Source organism: Campylobacter sp. IFREMER_LSEM_CL2101 (assembly GCF_025771825.1).
In the GTDB taxonomy this organism is placed as follows: Bacteria; Campylobacterota; Campylobacteria; order Campylobacterales; family Campylobacteraceae; genus Campylobacter_D; species Campylobacter_D lari_C.
The window spans coordinates 12,221-30,638 of the sequence record NZ_JAKMQZ010000003.1 but is presented as its reverse complement, the minus strand read 5'-3'; the positions used below and the strand labels follow the sequence as shown (position 1 = coordinate 30,638).

23 protein-coding genes are annotated in these 18,418 nt (G+C 29.9%); 14 read left to right on the top strand and 9 right to left on the bottom strand.

Features of this window, described 5'->3' with window-relative positions; genetic code table 11:
- Positions 1 to 60 precede the first annotated feature (60 nt).
- Genes L8V88_RS02625 through L8V88_RS02570 form a run of 12 tightly spaced genes read left to right on the top strand, consistent with a single transcriptional unit; the run spans position 61 to position 10,062 of the window.
- Complete coding sequence (locus tag L8V88_RS02625) at positions 61 to 330, top strand: NifU family protein (RefSeq protein WP_263675580.1); 270 nt, start codon at positions 61 to 63, stop codon at positions 328 to 330.
- Positions 317 to 856, top strand: coding sequence for a histidine kinase (locus L8V88_RS02620; protein ID WP_263659160.1), 540 nt, complete (start codon positions 317 to 319; stop codon positions 854 to 856). Before L8V88_RS02625 ends, L8V88_RS02620 begins: the two co-directional genes overlap by 14 nt.
- Positions 840 to 2,123 (top strand): UDP-N-acetylmuramoyl-L-alanyl-D-glutamate--2,6-diaminopimelate ligase, encoded by a 1,284-nt coding sequence (locus tag L8V88_RS02615; protein ID WP_263726680.1) that lies wholly within the window; start codon positions 840 to 842, stop codon positions 2,121 to 2,123. Before L8V88_RS02620 ends, L8V88_RS02615 begins: the two co-directional genes overlap by 17 nt.
- Positions 2,124 to 2,429 (top strand): YbaB/EbfC family nucleoid-associated protein, encoded by a 306-nt coding sequence (locus L8V88_RS02610; protein WP_039617208.1) that lies wholly within the window; start codon positions 2,124 to 2,126, stop codon positions 2,427 to 2,429.
- A complete protein-coding gene (locus tag L8V88_RS02605) occupies positions 2,426 to 3,505 on the top strand; it encodes a PDZ domain-containing protein (RefSeq protein WP_263726678.1) in 1,080 nt (359 codons plus the stop codon). Before L8V88_RS02610 ends, L8V88_RS02605 begins: the two co-directional genes overlap by 4 nt.
- Entirely contained in the window at positions 3,505 to 4,350 is an 846-nt protein-coding gene (locus L8V88_RS02600) for a polyprenyl synthetase family protein (RefSeq protein WP_263726774.1), read from the top strand. Before L8V88_RS02605 ends, L8V88_RS02600 begins: the two co-directional genes overlap by 1 nt.
- A 3-nt stretch (positions 4,351 to 4,353) precedes the next feature.
- Positions 4,354 to 6,258, top strand: a complete 1,905-nt coding sequence (gene tkt / locus L8V88_RS02595) for a transketolase (RefSeq protein ID WP_263726676.1) — start codon at positions 4,354 to 4,356, stop codon at positions 6,256 to 6,258.
- A gap of 1 nt (position 6,259) precedes the next feature.
- Positions 6,260 to 7,360: an MlaE family lipid ABC transporter permease subunit gene (locus tag L8V88_RS02590; protein WP_412175398.1), complete on the top strand. Its 1,101-nt coding sequence runs from the start codon at positions 6,260 to 6,262 to the stop codon at positions 7,358 to 7,360.
- Entirely contained in the window at positions 7,357 to 8,079 is a 723-nt protein-coding gene (locus L8V88_RS02585) for an ABC transporter ATP-binding protein (protein WP_263726673.1), read from the top strand. The genes L8V88_RS02590 and L8V88_RS02585 overlap by 4 nt, the downstream gene beginning before the upstream one ends.
- On the top strand, positions 8,079 to 8,906 hold the full coding sequence (locus L8V88_RS02580) for an MlaD family protein (RefSeq protein ID WP_263726671.1): 828 nt from the start codon (positions 8,079 to 8,081) through the stop codon (positions 8,904 to 8,906). The genes L8V88_RS02585 and L8V88_RS02580 overlap by 1 nt, the downstream gene beginning before the upstream one ends.
- A 1-nt stretch (position 8,907) precedes the next feature.
- Complete coding sequence (locus L8V88_RS02575; protein ID WP_263726670.1) at positions 8,908 to 9,498, top strand: hypothetical protein; 591 nt, start codon at positions 8,908 to 8,910, stop codon at positions 9,496 to 9,498.
- Between the two features lie 42 nt (positions 9,499 to 9,540).
- Positions 9,541 to 10,062 carry a flagellar FLiS export co-chaperone gene (locus L8V88_RS02570; RefSeq protein ID WP_263675563.1) on the top strand — a complete coding sequence of 174 codons (522 nt, stop codon included), beginning with the start codon at positions 9,541 to 9,543 and terminating at the stop codon, positions 10,060 to 10,062.
- 31 nt (positions 10,063 to 10,093) lie between these two features.
- Here L8V88_RS02570 and L8V88_RS02565 read toward each other — a convergent pair whose 3' ends face one another.
- The 7 genes from L8V88_RS02565 to L8V88_RS02535 form a co-directional block, all read right to left on the bottom strand.
- Positions 10,094 to 10,633 (bottom strand): superoxide dismutase family protein, encoded by a 540-nt coding sequence (locus L8V88_RS02565; RefSeq protein ID WP_263675564.1) that lies wholly within the window; start codon positions 10,631 to 10,633, stop codon positions 10,094 to 10,096.
- A gap of 126 nt (positions 10,634 to 10,759) precedes the next feature.
- Complete coding sequence (locus L8V88_RS02560) at positions 10,760 to 11,017, bottom strand: zf-TFIIB domain-containing protein (RefSeq protein WP_263726668.1); 258 nt, start codon at positions 11,015 to 11,017, stop codon at positions 10,760 to 10,762.
- Positions 11,018 to 11,065: 48 nt separating this feature from the next.
- On the bottom strand, positions 11,066 to 11,755 hold the full coding sequence (gene ung / locus L8V88_RS02555; protein ID WP_263726665.1) for a uracil-DNA glycosylase: 690 nt from the start codon (positions 11,753 to 11,755) through the stop codon (positions 11,066 to 11,068).
- An 8-nt stretch (positions 11,756 to 11,763) separates the two neighbouring features.
- A complete protein-coding gene (locus tag L8V88_RS02550) occupies positions 11,764 to 13,071 on the bottom strand; it encodes a sensor histidine kinase (protein ID WP_263724091.1) in 1,308 nt (435 codons plus the stop codon).
- Entirely contained in the window at positions 13,061 to 13,747 is a 687-nt protein-coding gene (locus tag L8V88_RS02545; RefSeq protein WP_263726662.1) for a response regulator transcription factor, read from the bottom strand. Before L8V88_RS02545 ends, L8V88_RS02550 begins: the two co-directional genes overlap by 11 nt.
- 1 nt (position 13,748) lies before the next feature.
- Positions 13,749 to 14,162, bottom strand: a complete 414-nt coding sequence (locus L8V88_RS02540; protein ID WP_263724088.1) for a DUF1104 domain-containing protein — start codon at positions 14,160 to 14,162, stop codon at positions 13,749 to 13,751.
- Between the two features lie 62 nt (positions 14,163 to 14,224).
- A complete protein-coding gene (locus L8V88_RS02535; RefSeq protein WP_263724087.1) occupies positions 14,225 to 14,977 on the bottom strand; it encodes an SIMPL domain-containing protein in 753 nt (250 codons plus the stop codon).
- Between the two features lie 75 nt (positions 14,978 to 15,052).
- On the opposite strand from L8V88_RS02535, the gene mutY reads away from it, so the two are divergent.
- Complete coding sequence (gene mutY / locus L8V88_RS02530; protein ID WP_263726772.1) at positions 15,053 to 16,096, top strand: A/G-specific adenine glycosylase; 1,044 nt, start codon at positions 15,053 to 15,055, stop codon at positions 16,094 to 16,096.
- Positions 16,086 to 16,943, top strand: coding sequence for a radical SAM/SPASM domain-containing protein (locus tag L8V88_RS02525; RefSeq protein ID WP_263726661.1), 858 nt, complete (start codon positions 16,086 to 16,088; stop codon positions 16,941 to 16,943). The genes mutY and L8V88_RS02525 overlap by 11 nt, the downstream gene beginning before the upstream one ends.
- On the opposite strand, the gene L8V88_RS02520 is transcribed toward L8V88_RS02525, so the two are convergent.
- Both L8V88_RS02520 and lpoB read right to left on the bottom strand, forming a co-directional pair.
- Entirely contained in the window at positions 16,927 to 17,799 is an 873-nt protein-coding gene (locus L8V88_RS02520) for a hypothetical protein (RefSeq protein ID WP_263726658.1), read from the bottom strand. The two genes, L8V88_RS02525 and L8V88_RS02520, sit on opposite strands and share 17 nt — an antisense overlap.
- Positions 17,793 to 18,413 (bottom strand): penicillin-binding protein activator LpoB, encoded by a 621-nt coding sequence (lpoB, locus tag L8V88_RS02515; RefSeq protein ID WP_263726656.1) that lies wholly within the window; start codon positions 18,411 to 18,413, stop codon positions 17,793 to 17,795. The genes L8V88_RS02520 and lpoB overlap by 7 nt, the downstream gene beginning before the upstream one ends.
- Positions 18,414 to 18,418 lie beyond the last annotated feature (5 nt).

Sequence of the window (18,418 nt, the reverse complement as noted above, 5' to 3'; positions counted from 1 at the left end):
TTTTTTAAAGGCAAATAAGATAAAATTAAACTAAAAAATAATCAAGGAAAAGTTATGAATATGCCTTTTAGCGATGAGGAATTAGTCGAACCTGTAAAAGCAAGCTTGGCTAAAACTATGCATATTTTAGAAAATGATGGTGGTGGGCTTGATTTTTTAGGGGTTAAAAATGGTGTGGTTTATGTGAAGCTAACCGGAGCTTGTCATGGTTGTCCAGCTAGTGGAACAACTTTGAAATATGGCTTAGAAAAACAGCTTAAAATCGACATACACCCAGATATAACTATAGTAAATTTAGCAGGTGGGGAAAGCGAATTTGCAAAATTATAAAAAAATAGCCATAGAATGCTTTTATAAAAAAGATTTTAAAAACGCTAAGATGTATTTTTCTCTTGCTTATGAAAAGCGTAAAAATAAAAGACTTTTAACTTTTATTAATATTTGCGATTTAGCTTTAAAAAGTCCTGAAGAAGCCTTTGTTTTTTTTGAGTTTTTTATGCAAAATTATAAAAATACTAAAGTAGATAAAGACTTAGAAAAACTTATTAATCTTAGTCAAAGTGTGCAGTTTGAAGAAGATAGTGAAGACTTTGAGGGTTTGAGTTATCAAGATTTTTTACTTAGTGAAGCAAAAGTTGGGTTTAAACAAGCTTTGGAAAATGTTATAATATCAAATAAACTTATCATTAATGATAAAGAAGATTTTGTGGATTTTTTAGAAAAACTTTTAGAGCATGGTTATAAAGATATGCTTGTAGCCTATATGGAAGATGTTTCGGTGCATTTTTATTCTAATTATAGATTTATCAAACTTAGTGAGAAAATCAAGGAATTAAATTATGATAGTAAAGATTGAAAATACTTTCATTTGTGATAATTCTAATGAATGTGAAAAAGATTGTTTTTTCTTAAAAACTGCTCAAAATGAAAAATTTCTTCATCAAGCTTTAGAAAAACAAGCAAAAATTATAAATATAACTGAGTGCAAGAAACTTTTAAATATAGATGAAAATATAAAAATCATAGGCATTACAGGCACAAATGGTAAGACAACTACTGCGGGGGCTATTTACTCTATATTGCTTGATTTAGGTTATAAATGTGCCTTGATGGGAACTAGGGGTAGTTTTATAAATGATAAAAATATCACTCCAAAAGGCTTAACTACTGCTCCTATTTTGCAAACTTTAGAGCTTTTATCTTTAGCAAGTAAGGAAAAATGTGAATTTTTAATTATGGAAGTAAGCTCACATGCTTTGGTACAAAACCGTATCGAAGGGCTTGAGTTTAAGGCTAAAATTTTTACTAATATCACTCAAGATCATTTAGATTTTCATGGAAACTTTCAAAACTACCAAGTGGCAAAAGAAAGTTTTTTTACTGATGAGTGTATGAAATTTATTAATAAAGACGCAAAAGCTATAAATTTTAATGTCAAAGGTGCTTTTACTTATGGAGTAGAAAATCCAAGTTATTATCATATCAAAGCTTATGCTTTAAAAAATGGCATTGAAGCTGTGGTAAATTTTGGCAAAGAAACTTTTATGATTGACTCTTCTTTAGTAGGGCTTTTTAATCTTTATAATCTTTTGGCTGCAAGTGCTTGTGTGAATGAACTTGTTAAGCCAAATTTAAAAGAGCTTGAAAAAGCCATTAGTAATTTTGGTGGCATTGAGGGTAGAATGCAAGTGGTTGTAAAAGATGTGATTGTAGATTTTGCTCATACACCTGATGGCATAGAAAAGGTTTTAGATGCTTTAAAATATCGTGATTTGATTGTGGTTTTTGGAGCAGGGGGAGATAGGGATAAAACTAAGCGCCCATTAATGGCTAAAATCGCCAAACACTATGCCAAAAAACTCATCATCACAAGTGATAATCCACGCTCAGAAGAGCCTATGGATATCATTAATGATATTTTAAGTGGTATAGAAAAAGATGAGAGCGTTTTTATAGAATGCGATAGAAAAGAAGCGATAAAAAAAGCATTAGAGCTTAAAACTAAAAATGATTTTGTAGTGATTTTAGGCAAGGGCGATGAAACTTATCAAGAGATTAAGGGTGTAAAATATCCTTTTAATGATAAAGAAGTAGTATTAGAGATATTAAAAGAAGGAAAATAAATGTTTGAAAATATGGATTTTTCTAAAATGGGCGAGCTTTTAACTAAGGCTCAAGAAAAAGCAAATGAATTAGAGCAAGAAGCTTTAAAAAAAGAATTTAGCGCAAAAAGTGGCGGTGGTTTAGTAAAAGTTAGTGCTAATGGAAAAGGTGAAATCATCGATATAAATATTGATGATTCTTTGCTTGAAGATAAAGAATCTATGCAAATTTTATTAATAGCAGCGATGAATGATGTGATGAAAATGGTAGAGCAAAATAAAAAATCAATGGCTAGTAATTTATTTAGCGGAATGGGAATGCTATGAGAATTTTACTTTGTATTTTGGGTATAACTTGTGTGCTTTTTGCTGTGCCAAGACCGACTTTTAATGATTTTTTGGGTTGTTATGAAAAAAACAAAGCTAGTATGTTAATTTACGAGGGCTTACCTGCTTTTGCTTTAAATGAAAACACCCTAGCAGTAGTTAAAACTAAAAATGCGAAATTAAACAGTTATACTAAGTATGATCCTTTTTTAAATTTATATTTAGTAAAAACAGATTTTAGTTTAATCCCTGCGCCTATGGGAAATGAAGAAGAATTAACACGCAATAGCTGGGTGGGAATTTTAGATAGCAATAAAAGCTATATAGGGCATTTGAAGTATTTTGGACAAAGTTTAACAGAACGTGATCAGCTTGATTTTACTTCTAAAATCGGAGAGCTTAATTCGCCATGTTGTAAAATGCTTGGTATAAGTTTAGAAGATGGTAAGCTTATAGGTAATCGCTATTTAAAACACTTTGCAAAATATCCTGATGTTTATTGGGGTGATATAGGTGTGGATTTTGATATGCGTGATGGTAAAATTTATGTTAAAAATGTACGCAAAAACGGACAATTTTTGCTTAATGATGAGCTTGTGAGTGTAGATGGGCAAGTGTATGATGATATAAGAAAATTGAATGAGAAAATTTTATTTGCTGATCGTGGTGCAACTTTGTATTTTAATATGCTAAGAGACAACAAAGATGTCAATATTTCTACGACAGTTTTTGATAAAGATTTGGGTATATTTGCTAAACCTAAAAAAGTAGTTCAAACTAAACCGACTTCTTTTTATAGCAATCTAGGATTGCGCGTAGATATGAAAATGAATATTACAGAGGTAACTCCAAATTCTAAAGCGCAAATGGCTGGATTTTTAAAAGGGGATAAAATTTTAAGAATTAATAACCAAAAAATCAACAATTTCAATGAACTTCAAGCCATATTAACTCAAGCTAATACTTTTGATGTTTTAGTTTCAAGACAAGCAAGTAATATCCCTTCAGCGAAAAATAATGATTTTGAGCATTTTAATAAAGGGTATTTTGACTTTTTTATAAGGCTAAATAAGTGATTTTAGAAAAATTCAAACAACATTTAGAGCAAAATTTTCCTAAAACTCAAAGCTTTCATCCGTTTTTCAATGAGGCTTTAAAATGGATGTTAGAAGCTGGTGGGAAGCATTTTAGAGCCCAACTTCTTTTGGGGATAGTGAATGCTAAAAATCCTGCTTTGTTTGAAAAGGCTTTAAATGCGGCTTTGGCTTTGGAATTTATCCATACTTACTCTTTAATACATGATGATTTACCCGCTATGGATAATGCTTCTTTACGCAGAGGAAAGCAAACCTTACATAAAAAATATGATGAAACCACAGCTATTTTAGTAGGCGATGCTTTAAATACTGAAGCTTTTTTACTACTTTCAAGACTTGATTTAAAAGAAAATGTTAGATTAAAACTCATAGAAACTTTAGCTTTTAATGCAGGGCTTAATGGTATGATTATTGGGCAGGCTATTGATTGTTATTTTGAAGATACACCTTTAAATTTAGAACAAGTTGAGTTTTTACATATTCATAAAACTGCAAGATTAATTGCGGCAGCTTTAAAAATGGGTTGTGAAATTTGTGAGTTAGATGAAAAAGAATGCGAGCAAATTTATGAAATAGGGCTTTTGATAGGATTAGTTTTTCAAATCAAAGATGATATTATCGATGCGACTTTAGATACCCAAGAAGCAGGAAAACCAACTCATAATGATTTGCATAAAAATTCTTTTGTAAAACTTTTGGGTTTAGAAGGTGCTAAAAAGGCAAAAGATGATAAAATTGCATTATGCGAAGAAAAAATAAAAAATTTAGACTCTAAGCTTGCTAATGAGCTTCAAATTTTGATTGATAAATATTTAAAAGGTTAAACAATGTTACAAAAACAAGCCAACACTATAAGATTTTTATGTGCGGATATGATACAAAAAGCAAATTCAGGCCATCCAGGTGCACCTATGGGTTTAGCAGATATTATGAGTGTTTTAAGTACTCATTTAGTGCATAATCCAAAAGATCCTACATGGTTAAACCGCGATAGATTAGTCTTTTCAGGCGGTCATGCTAGTGCTTTACTTTATAGCTTTTTGCATTTGAGTGGTTATGATGTAAGTTTAGAAGATTTAAAAAATTTCCGTCAATTACACTCTAAAACCCCAGGTCACCCTGAAATTTTCACTCCAGGCGTTGAAATTGCTACAGGACCTTTAGGACAAGGCATTGCAAATGCGGTTGGTTTTGCTATGGCAGCTAAAAAAGCAAGTTTGCTTTTGGGCGAGGATATTATCAATCACAAAGTATATTGTTTGTGTGGTGATGGGGATTTGCAAGAAGGAATTTCTTATGAAGCTTGTTCTTTGGCAGGACTTCACAAACTTGATAATTTAATCATCATTTATGATAGTAATAATATTTCAATCGAAGGTGATGTGGCTATTGCCTTTAATGAAAATGTAAAAGAGCGTTTTAGAGCGCAAAATTTTGAAGTGCTTGAGATAGATGGGCATGATTTTGAGCAAATTGATTTAGCATTAAAAACAGCTAAAGAAAGTAAAAAGTCTTGTTTAATCATTGCTCATACTACCATAGCTAAAGGAGCTTTAGAGCTTGAAGGAAGCCATCATTCTCACGGAGCGCCTTTGGGTGAAGAGCTTATTAAAAAGGCAAAAGAGGCTTTAGGTTTTGATCCACAAAAAACTTTTGAAATTCCAGAAGAAGTTAAAATTCGCTTTAATGCCGCAATAGAACTTGGAGATTTAGCACAAGCTAAATGGAATCAAAAAGTGCAAAATTTAAATGCAGAAAAACAAGCTTTATTAAAAGAGCTTTTAGAGCCTGATTTTTCAAAAATACAATTTCCTGATTTTAAAGGAAAAGATCTAGCTACTAGAGATAGCAATGGTATGATTTTAAATGCTATCGCTAAAGCTTTACCGGGATTTTTAGGTGGTAGTGCAGATTTAGGTCCATCAAATAAAACTGAACTAAAAGATATGGGCGATTTTCCAAATGGAAAAAATATCCACTATGGCATAAGAGAGCATGCAATGGCTGCTATATCAAATGCTTTTGCTAGATATGGTTTGTTTTTACCTTATTGTGCTACCTTTTTTATATTTAGTGAGTATTTAAAACCTGCTGCAAGAATAGCAGCTTTGATGAGGGCTAAACATTTTTTCATCTTTACTCATGATAGTATAGGGGTTGGCGAAGATGGTCCAACACACCAACCTATAGAGCAACTTAGCACTTTTAGAGCTATGCCAAACTCATTAACATTTAGAGTAGCTGATGGGGTTGAAAATGTCAAAGCATGGCAGATTGCACTTAAAACTAATATGCCAAGTGTTTTTGTTTTATCGCGTCAAAAATTAAGCGCTTTAAGTGAGCCTGTTTTTGGAGATGTGGAAAATGGGGCTTATTTATTAAAAGAAAACGCAAATGCGCAATTTACACTTTTAGCAAGTGGTAGTGAAGTATCATTGTGTTTAAAAGTAGCTAAGGCTTTAAAAGAAAAAGGTGTGATTGCTAATGTAGTTTCTATGCCTTGTTATGAGTTATTCATCGCTCAAGAAAAATCTTATAAAGAAAGAATTTTACAAGGTAAGGTTATAGGCGTGGAAGCTGCAAATTCAAACGAGCTTTATAGAATTTGTGATGAGCTTTATGGTATAGAAAGTTTTGGTGAGAGTGGTAAAGATAAAGATGTATTTGAGCATTTTGGATTTAGTGAGGAAAAATTAAGCTCATATGTTTTAAGTTTATGTAATGAAAAATAAAATCATCAAAGACATTAAAAACCAAGAATGTGTTTTTAGTGTTTTTGGTATATGGGATAAAACTAGCGTAGGAAAATTAGAAAAATTAGATTTTCCTACTCAAAAAAATATTATTTTTGATTTTGCAAATTTAGATTTTATAGATACTGCTGGGATTAGGTATTTTCTAGCTTTAGAAAATGAACTTAAGCAAAAAGGTTTTGAGTTTAGTAGGATAAATCTTAAAAGCGAACATGCTAAGCTTTTTGAACTTTGTCAAAAACACTATAAAAGTTTTAATAATACTCATGAAAATAAAAAAACAATCAAAGATTTTTTTGAAAATTTAGGAAAAAAGGTTGTTGAATCTTTTACGCTTTTGGTGCAGTTTTTAAATTTCATTGGGCTTATTATTTATACTTGTTTTAAAACACTTTTAAATCCTAAAAAACTTCGCTTTAAGGCATTTTTATATCATGTAGAAAATAGTGCTATTAATGCTTTGCCTATTATTATGCTAACCTCATTACTTGTGGGTGTGGTGCTTGCTTATCAAGCTGCGTATCAACTTGCACAATTTGGAGCTAATATTTACATTGTTGATTTAATGGGAATTTCTGCTACTAGAGAACTTGCACCATTAATTAGTGCTATTGTTATAGCTGGTAGGAGCGCAAGTTCTTATACAGCTCAAATTGGAGTGATGAAGCTTACTGATGAAATTGATGCGATGAAAACTATGGGTTTTAAAGAAAGTGAGTTTATCATTTTACCTAGAGTTTTAGCTTTAGCGCTTGCCATGCCTTTAGTGGTAATAGTGGCGGATATTTTAAGTATTGTAGGTGGAATTGTAGTTGCTTGGTTTAGTTTAGAAATTAGCATGAGTGAGTTTATGAGTCGTTTTAAAGAAGCAGTGGAGCTAAAACATATCATCATAGGGCTTATAAAGGCACCTATTTTTGGGTTTTTGATTGCTTCTATTGCTTGTTTTAGAGGATTTTTTGTGCAAAAAACTACCGAAAGTATAGGTGTTTATACGACAAAAAGCGTGGTAAATGCTATTTTTTGGGTGATAGCTTTTGATGCGATTTTTTCTGTATTTTTAACAAAGGCTGGACTTTGATTATAAAGGCTAAAAATATCAGCACTTATTTTGGAAGTAAATGCGTGCATGAGGATATTAGTTTTGAAGTACAAGATAATGAAATTTTTGGCATTTTAGGTGGTAGTGGTAGTGGCAAATCTGTACTTTTAAGACAAATGCTAATGCTTGAGCATTTTGATAAGGGCGAGTATGAAATTTTAGGCAAGAGATTAAAAAATATAAGTGATGAAGATGCTTTGTTTTTGCAAAAACAATGGGGTGTTGTTTTTCAATATGGAGCATTATTTAGCTTTTTTAATATACTTGAAAATATTAGCATACCTTTAGTTGAATATACAAAACTTAGCAAAAACGATATCAAAGAAATAGCCATGATGAAGCTTAAGATGGTGGGACTTGATGAGAGTGTGGCTAAGCTTTATCCAAGTGAATTAAGCGGAGGTATGAAAAAAAGAGTGGCCATAGCTAGAGCTTTGGTGCTTGATTCTAAATTGCTTTTTTTAGATGAGCCAACTTCAGGGCTTGATCCTTATAGCTCAAGAGAATTTGATGAGTTGCTTTTGAGTTTAAAACAAAGCTTTAAATTATGTGTGGTTTTAATTACTCACGATAAAGAAAGTATGAAAAATGTATTAAATCGCTTTTTGATTATAGAGAATAAAAAAGTTGGTTTTTTGGGAAATGTTGAGGCCTTGCAAGAGCAAAATCCAAGACTTTATGAGAGGTTTATGCAATAATGGAAAATAAAGCAAATTATATTTTGATCGGAATTTTTGTTTGTGTGTTATTTTTTATCAGCTTGTTTTTTATAGTGTGGTATGGGAATTTAAAAGATGAGAAATCTTTTAAATATTATGAAATTTATATGGAAGAATCAGTTGCAGGGCTTAGTGTCAAAGCTCCGGTTAAATTTTTAGGAGTTGATGTTGGAAGTGTTGAAAATATCAGCATAGATAGTTCAAGCAATCAATTAAGGGTAAAAATTTTAGTCAAGCTTGATTCTAATTTAGCGGTTAAAACAGATACTTATGCAAGCTTGCAAATTCAAGGTATAACAGGATTTAAATTCATTCAGCTTGCAGGGGGTAGTGAGGAAGCTAGTGTTTTAAAAGCAGATGATGATGTTTATCCTATTATAAAATCAAAGGAAAGTTTTTTTACGAGTATAGATAAGCAAGCAAATAATCTTTTAGAGCTTATTAATGTCTCAAAGCTTAAACTAGAAAATCTTTTAAGTGATAAAAATTTAAAAAATATTGAGCAAATTTTACAAAACTCATCAGAGCTTTTTGCACATTTAAATGCTAATGCACCAGCATTTTTAGAAAATTTAAATAAAACAAGCTCTAAACTTGGTAAAAGTTCAGATGATTTTTCAAATTTTTTAAACAATGCTAATGGTCAACTTAACGAGCTTAATAAAAGCAGAATGCTTTTGAATGAAAATTTAGATATTTTAAGAGTTTTGTTTTTAGATTTTACGCAATTATTAAAAAATTTAAAGCAAAATCCTTCCGATGTAATTTATAAAGATAAAGCCATTCAATATGCTCCAGGAGAATAAAATGAAATTTTTATATATTAGTTTAGTAGCTATTTTTTTTAGTGCTTGTTCTTTGATTAGTCCAAGTCAAACTTTACCTGCAAATAAATATTTTAGTATTAATTTAGAAAAGCTAGAGCAAAGTCAAAATAAAAAAAACGCAACTATTATAGTTTCTTTGCCTAAGGGCTTAGCTTATACTAATGAAATTTTTTATAAAAAAGATCATGTTGTTAATGCTTATGCTTATCATTTTTGGAAAGAAAATCCTGCTTTGATGATTAAAACTTTTTTGGAATTTCATTTGCAAGATTTAGAAGCATTTAAAGCGGTTTTAAACCAAGATAGTTTAGCTAGTGCTGATTATGTTTTAGAAAGCAAAGTAGATGTATTAGAGCAAGATTTTAGCGATGAGATGCATTCTAAAATAAAATTAGGCATTAATTTAAATTTAGTGCAAATAAACACTAAAAAACTTATAGCAAGTAAGTATTTTTACTATGAAAAAGAATTAAATGATAATAATCCTCAAATTTTAATCCAAAATTATGATGAGGTTTTTTTGCTTTTTGCTAAAGATTTTAGAGTTTGGATAGATCAAAATTTGGAATAAAAAATGCTTTTCTTGTTATAGCAATAACAAGGAAGGTGTATTATGAGAGATGAATTAGAAATCTTACAAAAACATTTAGGACAAGTAGGTTCAAGTATAGATGGTGCGAATTTAAAACACCAAACACAAAAATTTAGTGAAGATATTACCGATGCAAACGATTTTGTTGGTGCTTTACAAATTTTAGATTCTTCGTTGAAAAAAATTTCAAAACTTTTAGAAGATAAAAATTATGAAGATGTGCAAGATAAAGTATTAATTGCAAGTGAAAGTTTGAAAATAGTAGATAATTGCTCATTTTTAGGCAATGCTTTATTTGATAATAATTATAATGTAAATGTAGGCTCAAAGGCTTTTGCTTTTGAAATTTATAATCCTTTAAAAATTTTAGAAACTAGTGATTATGAGGGTATGAAAGCTTATATAGTAGATAAAAGGGAAGAAATAGCTTCTATGCTTAGTGAGCTTGCAGTGGCTATTGCTACTTATAGTCCTAGCCAAAGTTTTGGCGGATCAAGCCATGATTTTATGAATGATTTAGATTTTACTAAGCTTTTTAAATAATACTAAAGGCAAAAAGCCTTTAGTATGTGTTTTATTTAATTACTCCACAAGCCATTCTAGCACCGCCACCGCCAAGTGCTGCAGGATGATCGCTATGATTGTCTCCCCCAAAATGTATCATTAAAGAGTGGTTTTTAAGTTCATTAAGTGTTTTGATTTTTGGCGCTAATACAGGATTAGTTGCTTTACCGTCTTTTTCTACATAAAGTGGTGGTAAATCACCTCTGTGGCCTTTATCATCCCATGGGCTTGAGTGTGCGTCGGTTTTTTCAGGATCCCAGTGACCACCTGCTTTCATACCTAAACCTTTATCAGTTGCTCCACAATCAGCGTTTGCATGAACATGAAAACCATGAATTCCACTTTCTAAACCTTGAAGATTTGGGTAAAATGCTACTCCATAAGGAGTTTGTACTGCTACAACTTCACCTGCGTTTTTGTTGGCATTTTTATCAAGAATTTCCATTTTGATAACTAAATGATCTTTTTGTGCTTTTGGATCAAAATTTTCCAAATTTGCTCCAATTAAAAAACTTGATGCTAGTAAAGAACCTAGAATGATTTTTTTCATTTTCTCTCCTTTTGTTAAAAATTATTTTATTGTAACATATATTATTAATAAAAAGTGTTTTTTTGTAAATAAAAAGAAGATAGAAATAAAAATGAGAGTTTAAGTAAAACTTTTAAGCCTTTTGGCTTAAAAGTCAAATAATTCTCCAAGCCAACTTTCTTTTTTCTTATATTTATAGCCACTGTTGTGATGATAGTTTGCTTGTTGGTTATAGTTTTGTTGATGAGATGGTTGTGGCGCGTTTTGAGAAGAACTTCTTTCTATGATTTTATCAAGTTCACCACGATCAAGCCAAACACCGCGGCATTTTGGACAATAATCAATCTCAACTCCATTTCTTTCACTCATTAATAAAGCTGTATTTGCACAAACTGGGCAATTCATATTAATCCTTTATAAAAATTTTCCTAAAGTATATAGATTTAAAGTAAATTATGAGTTTAAGTTCCAATCAATAGGACTTTTGCCAAGTTTTAATAAAATTTCATTGCTTTTTGAAAAATGTTTGCACCCTAAAAAAGCATTCCTTGCTAGAGGTGAAGGATGTGCTGCTTCTAGGATAAAGTGTTTTTGAGGACTGATTAAAACCTTTTTGTTTTTAGCATAATTTCCCCAAAGCAAAAACACCAAACCTTCTTTTTCATTGCTAAGTTTTGATATAACCGCGTCGGTAAATTTTTGCCAACCAAAATGTGCGTGTGAGGCAGGTTTGTTTGCTTCTACACTTAATATAGAGTTTAAAAGTAAAATTCCTTGTTTAGCCCATTTGCTTAGATCACCATGTTTTGCTATAGGGATATTTAAATCATCTTGTAATTCTTTGTAGATATTAAGTAAAGATGGGGGAATTCTAACTCCCATTGGCACACTAAAGCTTAAACCCATAGCTTGATGAGGATTGTGGTAGGGATCTTGTCCTAAAAGTATGATTTTTAAATCTTGCAAGGGAGCTAGATTAAATGCATTAAAGATTAAATTTGCTGGTGGATATATAGTTTTTCCTTCATTTAAGGCATTGATATAATGAGTTTTTATCTCTAAAAAATAAGGTTTTAAAAACTCATCTTTTAAAAATTCTTTCCAAGTTTGTTCCATTTTTATTTTTTCTAAACAAATATCCATTTTTATCCTTACCAAGAAAGTATAAACTCACTTCCTTCATTTTCTTTGCTTAAAACTTTAATATTGATATTGTTTTTATCGGCTATTTGCTTGACTAAGTTTAAACCTATGCCAAAGCCACCTTGGTCTTGATTAAAGCGCTTATAGCGTGTAAAAATTTGAGCTATTTCTTTAGCACTCATTCCTTGACCTTCATCTTTAATGCTAAGTGTTTTTTCTTTTAAGCAAATATAGATTTTTTTATGAGCATCGGTGTATTTTATGGCATTGCTTAAAAGATTATCGATTAAAATTTGCATTTCTTCTTTATTGGCATAAAAGTCTTGCTCTAAAAGATTTTTTTCAATGATGAGATTTTTTTGTGCGATTAAAGTTTCAAAGTATTCTAGTCTTTGCTCTAAAAGCTCTTTTAGATTGATATCTTCTTTTGTATTTTCTTTTTGCAAGAAAAAATTTAAGGCTATGAGATTTTGATAGATATGGTTTAAATTTTTACTTGCTAGTTTGATATGATTTAGTTTTTTTATATTATTTGGGTTTAAATTTGTATCATCAAATTTTTTAATACTAGCTAAAATCACGCTCAAAGGCGTATTAATTTCATGCGTGGTATCTTTGATAAAATCATTAAGTGCTTTAAATTGCTCTTTGATATTTTTAAAGACAAGCAAAATGAGTATATAAGCAACTATAGCAAGTAGTAAAATGCATATAAGAGTGTAAAAAATAGTTTTTAATTTTAATTTCCAAAGTTCATGGGAAAAATCGTTGATATCTAGATTGTTATAATTATCTTTACGGTATTGTTCTTTTTTAAAACCAAGATCATCAGTTTCCATGATGATGTGAATATTTCTGTGTTTTAAAAATTTAAAATAATGTCTAGGTTTTTTCATATCAGTTCTATCTATATAAGCATCTAGATTACGAATTTTTAAAAATTCTATGAATAGCCTTTTGTTTCTACTATAGATAAAGTCATTTTGTTCTAAGTGTCTTAAAATATTAATAGCGTCAAATGAAAGATTGCTAAAAATTACTTTTTGATCCAAGATAATAGCAAAGGAAGTGTTGAGTTTGTTAGAAATTTCTGCAAAGTTGATTTTTTCTAATGCAATTTGACTATGTTTTGATTCTATAATATTTTGCAAGATGTAATTATGGTGTGTATACATATGAGTTAATTGATTTAAGCGTATATAGCTAGCTTCTTTTTGATAAAAAGTGATAAAAAAAATCGTTAAAAATACACCACTTGTGATGATATAAAGGGCTAGAATTTTAAAAATAGTATTATTAAAATTTTCACTTTTCATTTTCTAGCCTAATGGCATAGCCTATATTTCTTTGATTGATAATAAGATCTTTGCCAAGAATTTTTCTTAAATTTTTTATATAAACTCTAAGGCTCATAATTACAGGTTCTTCATCTAAATTCCAAATTTCATCAAAAATGGTTTCTATATTTACAAAATGTGGACGTTTTTTTAAAAGTAAGGCTAAGAGTTCTTTTTCTTTGTTGGTAAGATTGATGATTGTTTTATTTTGATAAAGGGTTTTATTAAGCGGATCAAAAGAAATGTTTTTTGAAGAGCTAAGTAAAATCAAATCTTCTTTTTGGTGGCTAAAATTTCTTTTAATGATATTTTTTACACGGATAATTAATTCATCTATATCAAAAGGCTTTTTAATATAATCATCACAACCTGATAAAAATCCTTGTTTTACATCATCAAGCATAGATAAAGAAGTTAAAAATATAGCAGGGGTGTTTTTAGCACTTTCTCTTAATTCTTTTAAAACTTCAAAGCCGTTGCCTTTTGGGACTTTAACATCAAAAATCCAAAGATCAAAATTTTCTTCATAAGCTTTTTCTAGTGCCTCTTGTGCATCATATACACAAGAGACTTTAAAGCCTTCATCGCTTAAGGCTTCATTTATAATTTCATTTAAACTTAAATCATCTTCTAAGAGCAGAATTTTTGCTGCCATTTTATCTCATTGGACAATTTGCATGGTTTTGATGATCCATTTTGTGCATTCTATGTGGATTTTTACCATGTTGATGTAAATTTAATTCTCTTATTTCTTTACCACTCATTTCATCGGTTAAATTTTGCATATCTTCTTGAACGATAGCTCTTCTTTGGTTTCTTTCTTGTATAGAAAGCTTAGAGATGTTTTCGCGTAAATTAGTTTTAAATTGTTGATGAAAAACTTTTGCGTCTTTGTATTTCATCTCATTCATTCTTTTTTTCATTTCTATAACCAAATCAGCTTGATCTTGTGCGCTAACTGTTTTTGCAAGATTTAAAATCTCATCATTGCTTTTTTTGGAAAAATCAGCTCCTAGAGCAAATGAAGCAGCCAAAGAACTTACGATAAATAAACTTATAATTTTTTTCATTGTTTCTCCTTTAAATTAATGATGAGAAATTATAAAAGCTCAAAATAAAGCCAAAATGAAATTTATTGACAAATAAAAAGCACATTAGCTCTTAAATTTTGTTTTTCACTTTTAATAATAGGCAATACAACACTATCTGCACTAGCTGCTAAACTTGGAGCATTGTGTTTGATGTTGCAACTATCAAAATGAATGTTTTTTATCACGCAAGTTTTTGCTAAAGTTTTAGAATAATATTGAGCCTTTTCAAAAGCTTTTTTAAATGCAAGATCATATAAATCTTCTTTATTTGCTTCTAAAATAGCCTCATCAAAACCAGCTTGCAAGGCTTTGGTATTAAAAGAGATAAAAGTATTAGTAGCGCTAATATTTTCTATATCTTTTATAAGATTTTCATAGTCTTTACTTTTATTTTGTGGAATTTGGCAAGTAAAATTAGAGTGCAATCTGTATCCATTAAGTGTTTTTACCCCTTGGTAATAATTATAATTTGGCTCTAAAGTATAACTTCCGCCTTTGCAATAATTTTCTTTAGCAATACGATCTGAGATTTCTTTAAATGTTTTAGCAATATGATTTTTTTCTTCACTAGAAACAATGGTTTTTTTACTAAGTTCTTCACTAGCGCTAAAATTTAAAGTAGCATTGAAGATATTTGGCATAATTTCATTAGATACTTCTATATTTCTTGAAAATTCTATATTTTGTTTATTATGATTTTTTAAGCCTAAAAATTCAGTGTTAAAAACCACTCCTAGTACAAATAATACTAAACAAAGTAATCCTAAACCCAAACCTTTTAAAAAACTTTTCATTTTTACTCCTTTTTAAAAATATTTTTTTATTTTAACATAAAGCCTTTAAGAATAGATTGTATAATTTTTTTAAAAATAAAGAAAGTTTTAATGCAAAAAATTCATGAAAATATTTTGAAATGGTATGATCAAAATGGTAGGAAAAGTCTTCCTTGGCGTATTTTGCATGATGAGTGGAAAAAATACGCTAAAGCAGATGATTTAGAAAAATTAAAAAATATTGACATTGCTTATGCTGTTTATGTTAGTGAGATTATGCTTCAGCAAACTCAGGTAAAGAGTGTTTTGCAAAATTATTATTTTCAGTTTTTAGCTAAATTTCCTTCTTTAAAAGCACTTTCTATGGCAAGTGAAGATGAGGTTTTAAAAGCTTGGCAAGGGCTTGGGTATTATACTAGGGCGAGAAATATGCACAAATGCGCAAAAATTTGTGTGCAAAAATTTAATGCAAAATTACCATTTGATATTAAAGAGCTTCAAAAACTTCCTGGTATTGGAGAATATACAGCTGGTGCTATAGCTTGCTTTGGTTTTTTGCAAGCTAAGTCTTTTGTGGATGCAAATATAAAAAGAGTTTTGAGTAGATTTTATAGTTTGCAAAATCCAAACTCTAAACTTTTAACACAAAAGGCAAGAGAATTTTTAAACTATGATAATGCATTTGATCACAATCAAGCTTTGCTAGATATAGGGGCTTTGATTTGCTTGCCTAAAAATGCAAAATGCAAGCTTTGTCCTTTAGAAAGCTTTTGTAGTGGAAAAAATGAATATGAAAAATTCAACCTAACTAAAAAAATTCAATACGAAAATACTATTTTAAAAATACTTATAGTACAAAAAAACGAGCAGTTTTTACTCATTAAGAGTCAAGAAAAGTTGTATTTTAATTTATATAATTTTTTAGAATACAAAAACCAAAAAAAAGCAAAATTTATAGGAGAATTTAAGCATTCTTATACCAAGTACAAAATCAATGCTAAGGTATATTTTTTAAAAGATGATGATTTTGAAGATTTAAAAGCTAAAGCTTTTGCTTATAAAGAATTAGAGTATATCACGCTTTCAAAACTTGCTTTAAAGGCATTTGAGCTTTTTAAAAAGAGTGATTATGCATTTTGAGAAAATTTATATAGAATTAAGTGATATTTGTGGGCTAAAATGTGATTTTTGTCCTAGCCAAAAAGCCCAAAGAAAACAAATGAGCCTTGGAAACTTTGAAAAAATTTGCAAAAGTGTGCATAATCATGCCAAGCTTTTTACTTTCCATGTGCTTGGAGATCCTTTAAGGGTTTTAAATTTAAAAGAATATTTAGAAATAGCTTTAAAATTTAATATGCAAATAGAGCTTACTACGAGTGGGTTTTATTTTGATGAAGAAAAAATCAACCTTGTTTTAAGTTTTAAAAATATCCACCAAATTAATATCTCATTGGGTGCTTTTTTATCTCAAAGTAGAATGAGTTTAAAAGAATACTTTGAGCCTATTTTGAAGCTTATTTTTTTACACTTAGAAAATAAAAATAATTCTTTTATCAACCTAAGACTTTGGAATTTAGATAAAAATTTCAACCCACCTTTGGAAAATGAGAAAATTTATGATTTTTTAGAGCAAATTTTTAAAATAAAAATTCAAAAGCAAAAAGCTAAAAATCGCTTAGAAAGGCATATTATCTTACACCAAGCCAGGCTTTTTAAATGGCCTTCTTTGAAAGATGAGGTTGTTAGAGAGAAGGGGTTTTGTCATGCTTTAAATGGGCAAATTGCTATTTTAAGTGATGGAACTTTAGTGCCTTGTTGTTTGGATACTAAAGGGGATATAAAACTAGGAAATTGCTTTGAAAAAGATTTTAATGAGCTTTTAAATTCGTCTTTATATATGGAATTAAAAGAAGGATTTAAGCAAGGAATTTTAAAAGCCGAGCTTTGCAAAAGGTGTGAGTTTTTAGAGGCTAAAAACCTAAATTAACTCCACCTTCGTTGTTGATTTGATAGTTTGTGTCTAAACCTTGTTCTGTTTCTTCTTCTTGATTGTCTTTAGAATGTTTAAAAATATCTTCTGTAATTTTTGTAGCAATACCCCTAAGGGCTTTTTGCTTGCTTGAATTGCTTGTAGAACTCATTTTAAACTCTAAAGTATTAGAAGCTTTGATTTGAGTTGTGGCAAATTCTATCAAACGATAATCAATGTTAATATTATAAGTTTGAGTGCTAATTTCATTTTGAGTTTGTTCTATTTTAGGATTTAAAATGAGTAAAAAATCAGCCCCCAAGACATTATAAAGCTTAATGAGTTCATCATCGCTTGCATTTTTTATAAGTAAAGATTTTTCTTGATTATAAAGATCAAGATTTGCTCTATCTAAAATTCTAAATTTTTTACTTTGGAGTAAAACGCTTAAAAGTTCTTGTTCAAATTTAGCTGAGAGTTCATCTTTAACTTTGTTGATGATAATTAGCGAACTTTTATCCTCAAGGTTTTTTTCACTATAGAGTTTTTTATAAATTACAACTTTTGCGTGAAATTCGTTTTGATTTGTTTGGGTTAAAGATTTAATATCATAGCTATTAAAAACCCCATTACTAACAAAATCAATTTCCTCATCATAGCCTATGTTGAAATTTCCATTAAAATTAAACTCAAATTTTTTAAGCTTGACTTGTTTTAAGCCTTCCATTTTCCCAAGAGCTTCATTGATGGCATTTTTTATTGCTTCGCTTCTTGTATTTCCAAAACCCTCACCATAGCTTTCTTTGTTTAAAGCACTTTGTGCTTGACAAAGACAAACGAGGGTTAAAAAAAGAATTAGTAGTTTTTTTACCATGTTACACTTTTGCCTTTGCCTGTTTTATTGATGGTTTTTTCATCTTCCCAAAAGGCTAAGCCACTAGTTAAATCCGTAAGAATTAAATGAAAAAAATATTCGGTTTGAATTTTGCCATTGTAAAGTTTAACAGTATCTTGTCTGATTTTACCTGAAAGTGAGAAATTTGGGACTAAAAGTGTGCCTTTTTTAGCTATGGAGTTTTGATTAAATTCTTCATTGTCTCTTAAATCTCTTACATCATGAGATAAGCTATCTTTTGCTCCACCTGCTGCCACAGCGGTTGTTAGTATAAATTTGCCAGATTTTCTTAATGCTATGGTAATTTTTGAAGTGAGTTTGTCTGTGTCTATTCTTTGCGGGGTGTCATTGATGATTTTTCCTATGGCAACAACTTTTCTATTAGAGCTATTTAAATTTGCAAAAGCAGGATCACTAAGCAAGCTTTGTATCATATCTTCAGCAGTTTTTTCAAAGTCTTCTCTATCAAGTCCCAAAGTAAGTGCATCGCCTTGAACTTTTTGAGAAGCTTTACCATCAGTGTATTTTGGTTGTGAAGAGCAAGCACTGAAAACTAAAAGCGCAAAAACCATAAAAAATAAACTTTTTTTCATTTTAT

Coding starts and splice junctions, on each gene's coding strand:
- L8V88_RS02625 (WP_263675580.1), top strand. CDS start 61: ATGCCTTTTAGCGATGAGGAATTAGTCGAACCTGTAAAAGCAAGCTTG.
- L8V88_RS02615 (WP_263726680.1), top strand. CDS start 840: ATGATAGTAAAGATTGAAAATACTTTCATTTGTGATAATTCTAATGAA.
- L8V88_RS02610 (WP_039617208.1), top strand. CDS start 2,124: ATGTTTGAAAATATGGATTTTTCTAAAATGGGCGAGCTTTTAACTAAG.
- L8V88_RS02605 (WP_263726678.1), top strand. CDS start 2,426: ATGAGAATTTTACTTTGTATTTTGGGTATAACTTGTGTGCTTTTTGCT.
- tkt (WP_263726676.1), top strand. CDS start 4,354: ATGTTACAAAAACAAGCCAACACTATAAGATTTTTATGTGCGGATATG.
- L8V88_RS02580 (WP_263726671.1), top strand. CDS start 8,079: ATGGAAAATAAAGCAAATTATATTTTGATCGGAATTTTTGTTTGTGTG.
- L8V88_RS02575 (WP_263726670.1), top strand. CDS start 8,908: ATGAAATTTTTATATATTAGTTTAGTAGCTATTTTTTTTAGTGCTTGT.
- L8V88_RS02570 (WP_263675563.1), top strand. CDS start 9,541: ATGAGAGATGAATTAGAAATCTTACAAAAACATTTAGGACAAGTAGGT.
- L8V88_RS02565 (WP_263675564.1), bottom strand. CDS start 10,633: ATGAAAAAAATCATTCTAGGTTCTTTACTAGCATCAAGTTTTTTAATT.
- L8V88_RS02560 (WP_263726668.1), bottom strand. CDS start 11,017: ATGAATTGCCCAGTTTGTGCAAATACAGCTTTATTAATGAGTGAAAGA.
- ung (WP_263726665.1), bottom strand. CDS start 11,755: ATGGATATTTGTTTAGAAAAAATAAAAATGGAACAAACTTGGAAAGAA.
- L8V88_RS02550 (WP_263724091.1), bottom strand. CDS start 13,071: ATGAAAAGTGAAAATTTTAATAATACTATTTTTAAAATTCTAGCCCTT.
- L8V88_RS02545 (WP_263726662.1), bottom strand. CDS start 13,747: ATGGCAGCAAAAATTCTGCTCTTAGAAGATGATTTAAGTTTAAATGAA.
- L8V88_RS02540 (WP_263724088.1), bottom strand. CDS start 14,162: ATGAAAAAAATTATAAGTTTATTTATCGTAAGTTCTTTGGCTGCTTCA.
- L8V88_RS02535 (WP_263724087.1), bottom strand. CDS start 14,977: ATGAAAAGTTTTTTAAAAGGTTTGGGTTTAGGATTACTTTGTTTAGTA.
- L8V88_RS02525 (WP_263726661.1), top strand. CDS start 16,086: ATGCATTTTGAGAAAATTTATATAGAATTAAGTGATATTTGTGGGCTA.
- L8V88_RS02520 (WP_263726658.1), bottom strand. CDS start 17,799: ATGGTAAAAAAACTACTAATTCTTTTTTTAACCCTCGTTTGTCTTTGT.
- lpoB (WP_263726656.1), bottom strand. CDS start 18,413: ATGAAAAAAAGTTTATTTTTTATGGTTTTTGCGCTTTTAGTTTTCAGT.